Raw genomic sequence first — 7,419 nt, 5'->3', positions numbered from 1 at the left:
TCCAAGGAGTTCTTCGCGGCGGTTGCCAAGTAGGCTTGCCCAGGCCCTGTCAGGGTGCAGGTACAGCTCCAGCTTTGCTGGAGCTTTTTTGGCCAAAGGCAGCCCGACAAAAGATCCGACTCTTCCCAACATGACCTTCCGCCTCCTCTCTCCCTCGGGGAGAGGGGCCGGGGGTGAGGGCTAACAGCGCCGAACCCTTTCAAACCGGTTGCCAGCGGAGACGAATAAATTAAAGATCCCCTGAGCTGGCCAGGGGATCCGACAAGACAGAAAGACAAAGGCCGCCGGAATTAGTCCCAGGGCTTCCCGTCGGTGAATTTGTAGGTAACCGGCTCTTTGTTCTTGCCGATGTTGTGATCCACCTTGCCGACGGGCTGGCGCCCCTCGTTGACCTTCTCGGGAAAGACGCCATCTTTGGGATGCACCAGCTCCGGCTGTCCACCCGCCGGGATGCGGAAGATCTGGTAGTCCTTGATCTTGAACTCCGAGATCAACTGGGCGCCGAGAGCCAAGCACTGCTCCTTGCGGGCGAAGGTGAGATAGTTTTTGCCCTCCACCATCTCGGCAGCGCCGCCGGTGGGCATTTCAAACACCTGCCCCGGCTTGCCCGTCCAGGTGATCACGTATTTTTCTTCGGTTTCGGCTGCGCTCAACAGCCCTCCGGTGGATCCGCCAAACAGAGGCAGCTTCGCCCCCTGACGGGGATCGCCTTCCATCACAGCCATAGCCTACCTTCTCGTTGTTGTTTGCGTTGTCGGGCCGCGCTTGGAGTTGCGGCGCGGAGCACTTTGAATCTACCATCGGCCCAATTTTTGACCCCAGATCTGCCGGCGAACTGTAATTTTTCGTAGCAGATCCAGATCCGGCGCCGGCGGATCCCGGCTTACCCTGTGAGCCACTATAGAAGCAGGCCGCAGAGCTCTACCTTTGCAACAGGAACGACGTCCATGGCCCAGTGGTCCCTCCATCCCAGTTCGCAATCCAACGCCAGGGTCATTCTCATCCCCACTGCTTTTGGCCACGATACGCAGGCGCCGCTGGCCATTCTCAACGCTGGCGCCGAACTGTGTGCCTTCGAGCCTAGGTTGGGGATCGATGTGGATAAGCTGGCGGTGGCGCAGTTGCCGGGGCTGGTGGATGAGCCGCCCTACGGCATGTGTGAGGCGGCAGTGACGCAGGCTTGGCGACGACAACAGTGGCCGGTGTTGTTGCCTTCGGTCTTGGCGGCCAGTTGGGGGGCCATTCGTGCCCTTTGGAAGCACCACCCGGCCCTGAGTGTGGTGCATTGCAGTGCCCATGCCAACCTGATGCCTCCCGCAGAGATGACCCAGCCGGAGCAAGATATGGGCTATGGCAACGCCGCTTGGGTGGAGCGGCTCTACCAGCACAAGCTGCCGGTGGTGCATGTAGGGCTGCGCAGCGGCAGTGCCCGCGCCTACGCCTGGCTCAAAAAACACTCCAGCCCGATCTTCTGGGCCCAGGATGGCTGGGATCCGCAGCAGGTGGTGGAGGCTTTGCCGGAGCAGCCGGTGTTTTTGGTGGTGGACTGCAGTGTGCTGGATCCCTCTCTGGCGCCGGCGGTGCATTACCCAGAGCCGGGGGGGCTGGGCTGGTTGCGACTGTTACAAACCTGTGAGGCCATCTTCGCCGCTCGCCCGGTGGTCGGCCTTTCCCTGGGAGGGGTGGCGGTGGGATCGGCGACGCGGCCAACCGCCCGCGTGGTGGCCCGTCTGCTCAATTGGCTGCTGGCCTGCTACGGCCTCTACTCCCTGAAGCTGGATCCCGACCCCGCTATGCTCGAACGGCTGGAAAATAGATCGCGAACCTTTTGAGCCCAGCTTATGAAGTCTTTATCCGCATTCCTCTCGACCCTGACCCTACGGGTACAAGGCGGGGTTCCTGCGGTTTCTAGCTGACCTTGGGGTTAGGCTGAGGCACCAGCTTCGGCCCAGAAGCTTGGGGCTGTGCGTCCTCGGCTCTGTCCGGCACCGGGCGCAGGGGTGGGCCGAAGCGGCCAACGACTATGGTGTTGTGCAAGGCCGGGATCTGGCGGATGGATCCCTGGCGTAGGCAGCGGTGCAGGCGGCGCAGCAGGAAGAGGTCGGCCTCGGAGCACTCATCTCGGAACAGCCTCACGTTGAGCTCGTGTTCCTGAGCAGCGGTGAGCAGACCGGTGATCATAGCGGTTTGAATGATCTGCTGCACGGTCATGGTTGTCGCTTCATTCATAGATTCATGCTGCTAAATCGAGATTTTTTGCTGCTCTTATTCTCGATAAATCCCTCTGATATTGACTCCGCCAAATAGCGGATTCGAGAATGGGGGCTTTCGAGGTGTTCATTGACTGCTGATTCATAAGGGCTCCGTCCCGCTGATGCGACCAGATCCCATCCGAGGAAAAAGCCTAGAATCTTTGTGGTGCAAGCTTTTCTCGGCTAATCGGGAGCAAAGCCAGCAACTTGATACGTAGGGATCCAACCTTCGCTGCAGTGCGGAATTAGACTCAACAATGGGTTGCTTGAACTTGCCAAAGAGTGGCCGATTCCATGATTTTCCGAGCTGTTGTTTGAAGCTACAAACAGATGTCTGTAGCAATACGGAACTGGGAAGCGTCGCTCGTTACCGACAAATGGCGTAGGCTTGATTGGCCTTTTATCTGGGCTTTGTGGGACAGGAAGGCAACCAGGATGAGCGGCAACTTTGTGTTAGTGTAGGGGCACTCTGCGGTGGCGGTTGGCCATGTCGGAAAGTCCCCAACAAGTTGGCTGTGCTGTCCCGCTGGGCTGCTGCGGCTGTGGTTGTCTGGGTCTGCTGGCGGTGCTGGGCTTGGGGCTGGTGGGGGCAGGGATCCTGGTCTGGAATGGGATCCGCGCTTCGGGAGCCTATCGCACCTACCAGTTGGCGGTGGAGCAGCTCGAACAGAATGCGGTGGTGGTGGAGCAGCTAGGGGATCCCCTGCGTCCGGGCTGGCCCTCGCGGCTGCGCTTTCAGGAGGATGAGCAAGCCGGCTGGGCCTGTCTGTCCTTTTTGATCACGGGATCCCGGCGCACCGGCGAGGTGGCTGTGGAGTCGGAGCGGGGGGTGGCCGGTAAGGACTCCGTCCCGCTGACGCGAACAGCCTGGCAGTTGCGCCATCTGCAGGTGAAGGTGGATGGGGATCCGCAGGCCATTCGGGTCATCGAGGGGGGATCCCGGTGTGAAGGGGAAGAGCCGCCCCTACAGCCTGAGGGCGAGATCTAGGTAGCCGGACAGGATCAGCCACGGCTAGAGTCAAAAGGACTCCGTTCCGCTGACGCGAACGGTTGTGGCCCTGGATCCCTATGCGATCGGTTCCCTATCTGCGCTTGCTGCTGCTGTTGGCGCTGCTGGCCTCGTTCACGGGCTTGATTGTCTGGCTGATCCAATCGTTTTTGGATCTGTACTACGCCACCCGCTACCACCCGATTTTGGGGGGGCTGTTGATCGGGGTGCTGGTGTTGCTGCTGCTGGTGTTTTTGGCCGCTTCCATCTACTACTTGTTTCTGTTCCGCCCCGCCCCTAAAACCGAGAGGCTTCCCAGGCCGGCCCCCCCGGAGACCCCTGCCGAGAAGTGGGAGGCAGCCCGGCGCAACCTGGCGCACCTAGAAGCTCAGATGGCGCAGATCCAGGATCAGGTGGCGCGGGCAGCGCTGGCGGAGCGGTCGGCTCGGCTGGCCCAACAGTTGGCCCGGCCCCAACTGCAGGTGGTGGTCTTCGGCACCGGATCGGCGGGCAAAACCTCGCTGGTGAACGCGCTGCTGGGGCGGCGGGTGGGGGCGGTGGGGGCAACGCTGGGCACCACGCAGACGGTGGCGGTTTACGATTGGGACTTGCCCGGGATCCCCCACCCGGTGCAGATCGTGGACTGCCCGGGCATTTTGGAGATCGGGCCGGCAGGGGCGATGCGGGAAGAGGAGGCGCAGGCGCAGGCCCAGGCCGCCGAGCTGCTGTTGGTGGTGGTGGATGGGGATCTGCGCCAGTCGGAGGTGGATCCCTTGCGCCGGTTGATCGCCCTGGGCAAGCGGGCTCTGCTGGTGCTCAACAAAATCGACCGTTACACCTCGGAAGAACGGCAGCTCCTCTTGCAGCGCCTGCGGGAACGGGTTTACCCCCTGATCCAACCGGAAGATGTGCTGCTGGCTGCTGCTGACCCGGCCCCCGTGCGGCTGGGATCCCAAACCTGGCAACCGGAGCCCGAGGTGGCGGCGGTGCGGGATCGCGTCCAGGCGGTGCTCTACGCCGAAGGGGGATCCCTGGCCTTGGACAATGCCCTGCTGCAATCGCAGCAGTTGGGGGAAGAGGCCAAGCGGATCATCCAGGCGCAGTTGCGCCGCCAGGCGGAGGAGGTGATCGATCGCTTTCAGTGGATCGTGACCGGCGTGGTCTTTGCCAACCCCATCCCGGCGCTGGATCTGCTGGCCATTGCCGCCATCAACGCCCAGATGGTGGTGGAGCTGGGATCCCTCTACGGCTGCCAGATGAACCTGCAGCAGGGGCGGGAACTGGCCCTGTCCCTGGCCAAGACCCTGGCCGGCCTGGGGCTGGTGGAAGGGGCGATCCAACTGACCACCGGGCTCCTGGCTACGGTGGCTGAGGTGAGCGTGGTCGGTTTTTTGGCGACAGCCCCCATCCAGGCGGCCAGCGCCGGCTATCTCACCCGCATTGCCGGCAAAAGCTTCATCGAGTATTTCCAGCGCAACCAAAGCTGGGGGGAAGGGGGGATGCAGGCGGTGGTCAGGGCCCAGGTGGAGAGCACCCAAAAAGCGGGCTGGCTCAAGGAGTTTGTCCGCCAGGCCTCAGAACGGGTTTTTCGCCTGCGCTAGTCCCTGTTGGCGGCCTCGACAGCAATATCCGTCGGCAGGAAGGTCAGCTCCATCTGCGCCACATAGTCGGCGTAGCTCAGGGCGGGCACATCATCCCATTCCGCCAGGCCATGCATGCACTTCGACCACTGAATAAAAGTGGCCGGATAGATATAGGCCAAGCTGGGATCCTGCAAAACCTCTTTGGGCAGCGGCGGAGCCGACTTGAGCACCGCCAACAAAGCCGGGGGCTTGTGGAGGATCACGCGGGTGGCCTCGATCTGCTCTGGGGAAACCTTGAACTTGGCGGCGACAAACGAGATCACTTTGGAAAGGGTCATCACCCACCACCAACCTTGCCTACAGAAAGAGATTGCCCCCAAGCCAAGAGGCTGGCCTCAGGGATCCTACGGAGCCCAAGCAAGGGGAGCGGCGAGGATGGCCGGCTCTGGGATCCCCTTGCCTGAGGGGAGGGCTTCTCGCTATTCTGGATAAGCTGAAAAATTGGGAGAAACAGGTGAGCCGTGGCTAAAAAGAGCATGATCGAGCGGGAGAAAAAGCGCCAGCGCTTGGTCGAAAAATATCGGGAGAAGCGCCAACAACTAAAGGCGGCCATGGCCGATCCCAACATCGACCAGGTCACCCGCATGGAGCTGCATGCTCAACTGCAAAAACTCCCTCGGGCCAGCTCGCCCACCCGCCTGCGCAACCGCTGCTGGAAAACCGGGCGTCCCCGCGGCTATTTCCGGGATTTCGGGCTCTGCCGCAACAGCTTGCGGGAAATGGCCCACCGCGGCCTGCTGCCGGGCGTGGTCAAGTCGAGCTGGTAGTTTGCCTAAGCCGCCGTTGCTTGGTTCTACAGCCAAACCATTCTTTTGAGGGAGCCGGCGTGGGCCTGCAGCCTTTTCAGCTTTGTGATGAAGATCTCGCTCTAGAGGTTGTGGAGGCATTGGCCGGCGAATCCCAGTTGGCCGTGGATACCGAAACGATGGGCTTGATCCCGCAGCGGGACAGGCTCTGCGTCGTGCAAATAGCTAACGCTGCCGGCGAGGTGGTGCTGCTGCGGCTCAGCCGCGGCGTGAAGCAGGCCCCCCGTTTGGCGCGGCTGCTGACGGATCCCAACATCGAAAAGATCTTCCACTACGCCCGTTTTGACTTGGCCATGCTGCGCTACCACCTGGGGATCCAGGCCTGGCCAGTCTTTTGCACCAAGGTAGCCAGCAAGCTGGCCCGCACCTACACCAGTAAGCACAGCCTGAAGGACGTGGTGAGCGAGCTGTGCGGGGTGGAGCTAAACAAAGCCGCCCAAAGCTCCGACTGGGGAGCTGTCCAGTCCCTCTCGCCGGAGCAGTTGGACTATGCGGCCAACGATGTCCGCTATTTGATCCCGGTGCGCCACAAGTTGGCCCAGATGTTGCAGCGGGAGGAGCGCTGGGAGCTGGCGCAGCGCTGTTTTCAACACCTGCCCACCTTGGTGGAGCTGGATCTGCTGGGATATAGCAACGTCTTCGAGCACCAGTAGGCGGCAGCCCCGAAGAACCGGCCTTGCTGCTGGACGGCAGAGTATTGGGCAATACAGTTGGTTGCTCTCCTCTCTGGTGTAATGGGAAGGAGGCTGGCCGTGAAAACCACCGGAGTTGAGTCGATGTTGGAGTCGCAGCAGGTGGCCCAGAGCAGTGTCTCTCTTGGGCTCTTGGACAAGCCTATCCTGGAGCTGCGCCACGTCTCCCTGCAGTACCCCGGCAAGGGATCCCCGGTCACGATCATCCGCGACCTCAGCTTTTCGGTGGCCCACTCGGAGTTTGTCTCGATTGTGGGGCCGAGCGGCTGCGGCAAGACGTCTCTGTTGAAGATGATAGCCGGCCTCAACACCAACCACGGCGGCACCCTTTACTTTCGGTTGCAGCCCGTCACCGGCCCCCTCAAGAGGGTGGGCATGGCCTTCCAAAATCCGGTGCTGCTGCCCTGGCGCACTACCTTACAGAACGTGTTGCTGCCTCTGGAAGTGGTAGAGCCCTACAAGCGCACCTTCCGGCAAAACCTGGCTCAGCACAAAAAGTCGGCGCTGGAGCTGTTGGCCGCCGTGGGCTTGGATGGTTTCCAAAAAGCCTATCCTTGGCAGCTTTCCGGGGGGATGCGGCAGCGGGTTGCCCTCTGTCGAGCTTTGATCCACCAGCCGGAGCTGTTGTTGCTGGATGAGCCCTTTGCCGCCCTGGATGCCTTCACCCGCGAGGAGATGTGGGAGATGTTGCAGCGGCTGTGGCTGCGCACCGGCTGCACGACTATTCTCATCACTCACGATCTGCGGGAGGCGGTTTTCCTCTCCGATACCATTTATGTCATGGGGTCGCGGCCTAGCGAGATTGTCTTTACCCTCAAGGTGGATCTGCCCCGCCCGCGCCCGTTGGAGATCTGCCTGACGGACGAGTTTCACCACTTGGTTGCGGAAGTGCGCAAGCACATAAGGACTCCGTCCCGCTGACGCGAACGGCGCAGCAGCTAACCAAAGTTTTCTCGATAGATCGCCGCGCAACCCAGATGAAGAACTCCTTTGACCGATTTCTCCAGACGAAAGCGGCCTCGCTGCTCCTGCCGGTGG

General features: G+C 61.5%; 9 protein-coding genes. 6 read left to right on the top strand and 3 right to left on the bottom strand.

Annotated features, from left to right (window positions below; genetic code table 11):
- Nucleotides 1–290 precede the first annotated feature (290 nt).
- Nucleotides 291–725, bottom strand: coding sequence for a photosystem I reaction center subunit II PsaD (locus NW844_RS06200; RefSeq protein ID WP_414334398.1), 435 nt, complete (start codon nucleotides 723–725; stop codon nucleotides 291–293).
- A gap of 222 nt (nucleotides 726–947) precedes the next feature.
- Here NW844_RS06200 and NW844_RS06195 point away from each other — a divergent pair, with 222 nt between their 5' ends.
- Nucleotides 948–1,832: an arginase family protein gene (locus tag NW844_RS06195; RefSeq protein WP_414334396.1), complete on the top strand. Its 885-nt coding sequence runs from the start codon at nucleotides 948–950 to the stop codon at nucleotides 1,830–1,832.
- A gap of 76 nt (nucleotides 1,833–1,908) precedes the next feature.
- Here the strand turns inward: NW844_RS06195 and NW844_RS06190 are convergent, their stop codons facing one another.
- On the bottom strand, nucleotides 1,909–2,229 hold the full coding sequence (locus NW844_RS06190; RefSeq protein ID WP_414334394.1) for a hypothetical protein: 321 nt from the start codon (nucleotides 2,227–2,229) through the stop codon (nucleotides 1,909–1,911).
- Nucleotides 2,230–2,739: 510 nt separating this feature from the next.
- Here NW844_RS06190 and NW844_RS06185 point away from each other — a divergent pair.
- Nucleotides 2,740–3,240: a cytochrome c oxidase assembly factor Coa1 family protein gene (locus NW844_RS06185; protein ID WP_414334392.1), complete on the top strand. Its 501-nt coding sequence runs from the start codon at nucleotides 2,740–2,742 to the stop codon at nucleotides 3,238–3,240.
- An 80-nt stretch (nucleotides 3,241–3,320) separates the two neighbouring features.
- Nucleotides 3,321–4,841: a YcjF family protein gene (locus NW844_RS06180; RefSeq protein ID WP_414334390.1), complete on the top strand. Its 1,521-nt coding sequence runs from the start codon at nucleotides 3,321–3,323 to the stop codon at nucleotides 4,839–4,841.
- Here the strand turns inward: NW844_RS06180 and NW844_RS06175 are convergent.
- Nucleotides 4,838–5,161, bottom strand: a complete 324-nt coding sequence (locus NW844_RS06175) for a hypothetical protein (protein WP_414334389.1) — start codon at nucleotides 5,159–5,161, stop codon at nucleotides 4,838–4,840. The two genes, NW844_RS06180 and NW844_RS06175, sit on opposite strands and share 4 nt — an antisense overlap.
- A gap of 183 nt (nucleotides 5,162–5,344) precedes the next feature.
- Here NW844_RS06175 and rpsN point away from each other — a divergent pair, with 183 nt between their 5' ends.
- From rpsN to NW844_RS06160, 3 genes are all read left to right on the top strand, one after another.
- Nucleotides 5,345–5,650, top strand: a complete 306-nt coding sequence (rpsN, locus tag NW844_RS06170) for a 30S ribosomal protein S14 (RefSeq protein ID WP_414334387.1) — start codon at nucleotides 5,345–5,347, stop codon at nucleotides 5,648–5,650.
- Nucleotides 5,651–5,709: 59 nt separating this feature from the next.
- Complete coding sequence (locus NW844_RS06165) at nucleotides 5,710–6,342, top strand: ribonuclease D (RefSeq protein ID WP_414334385.1); 633 nt, start codon at nucleotides 5,710–5,712, stop codon at nucleotides 6,340–6,342.
- 99 nt (nucleotides 6,343–6,441) lie between these two features.
- Nucleotides 6,442–7,302, top strand: a complete 861-nt coding sequence (locus tag NW844_RS06160) for an ABC transporter ATP-binding protein (RefSeq protein ID WP_414334383.1) — start codon at nucleotides 6,442–6,444, stop codon at nucleotides 7,300–7,302.
- The last annotated feature ends 117 nt before the right edge of the window (nucleotides 7,303–7,419 follow it).

The organism is Synechococcus sp. H55.2, from assembly GCF_047462495.1.
Classification (GTDB): domain Bacteria; phylum Cyanobacteriota; class Cyanobacteriia; order Thermostichales; family Thermostichaceae; genus Thermostichus.
Note: the sequence above shows the minus strand (reverse complement) of the source record. Positions and strands in the feature narration are given on the sequence as shown.